This is a genomic window from Arsenicibacter rosenii, from assembly GCF_001870735.1.
Taxonomy (GTDB): domain Bacteria; phylum Bacteroidota; class Bacteroidia; order Cytophagales; family Spirosomataceae; genus Arsenicibacter; species Arsenicibacter rosenii.
In genome coordinates this window covers 1-1,178 of sequence record NZ_MORL01000162.1, presented here as the reverse complement: position 1 = coordinate 1,178, position 1,178 = coordinate 1, and the positions used below count along the sequence as shown (strand labels likewise).

Here is a 1,178-nt window from a genome sequence, read left to right as displayed (position 1 = left end):
ACTACTCGTTTATTCTGCCGGCCTCGCTGGACATGCCGCCCTACGTCTACCTTGAAAACCAGAAACTGACCGATCAGCCAACGGCCTATACCGACGGCAATAAACTCCAGTCGGGGTATACCGGCCCGTTCTGGCGCGAAGGCAAGATGGCGCCTTCGTTTAACTTTTTTGAGGTACTGCCCACGTTTATCACCAAAGCGAACGCTTTCCTGCAACAGCAAACGGGGAAAAAGCCCTTTTTCCTCTACCTCCCGCTGGCGGCGCCGCATACCCCCTGGATGCCTAAACCAGAGTATGCCGGTAAATCCAGGGCCGGAGAATACGGCGATTTTGTGCAGCAGGTTGATGCGTCTATCGGGCAGGTGCTGAAAACGCTGGATGAGACCGGCCTCAGCAAAAACACCATCGTGATTTTTGCCAGCGACAACGGCCCCTACTGGCGCGAAAACTTTGTGAAGCAGTTTAATCACCGTGCGGCGGGCAACTTCCGTGGCATGAAGGGGGATGCCTTTGAAGGCGGCCACCGGATACCGTTCATTGTCCGCTGGCCGGGCATGGTCAAAGCAGGAACCGTTTCGGAGGCAACCACCACGCTGGCCAACCTGATGGCCACCTGCAAAGACATCACACGGAATGCCGACCCGAACTATGTTCCCGAAGACAGCTACAGCATTCTGCCGGTGCTGACAGGCAAGGCAAAGACCGTGGCCCGACAACCGGCAGTCGTTCACAGTTCTTCCATTGGCTATTTTGCCATCCGGAAAGGGAACTGGAAACTGATTCAGGGACTTGGCTCGGGTGGTTTTACCGAACCCCGGGACATTAAGCCTGCTGCCGGAGCGCCCGCCGGACAATTATATGACCTGGCCAACGACCCGCTCGAGACAACTAATCTATATCAGCAACAGCCGGAAAAAGTAAAGGAATTAGCCGACCTGCTGACCAGAATCCGGGAGACCAAACAACGGTTGTAGTCTTTAAGGATCTTTAACAGCCGAGCAGACAACGTTTGTGATATGTTTACGTTTGAAAAGAAACATTCTCGCCTTCTTTTATGAAACGATGTATATCCCTCCTCAGCTGCCTGAGCGGCACCGTGTATTGTCTGGCCCAAACACCGGAGAGCCCGTTTACCGCCAGAAACACCCTGTATGTTGAAGGCTTTGGCTCGGGCGGCC

General features: G+C 54.4%; 1 protein-coding gene. It reads left to right on the top strand.

Annotation, left to right across the window (positions count from 1 at the left end; all coding sequences use genetic code 11):
- A partial coding sequence (locus BLX24_RS30550) for a sulfatase-like hydrolase/transferase (protein WP_177225986.1) occupies positions 1–974 on the top strand: 974 nt, incomplete at its 5' end.
- Positions 975–1,178 lie beyond the last annotated feature (204 nt).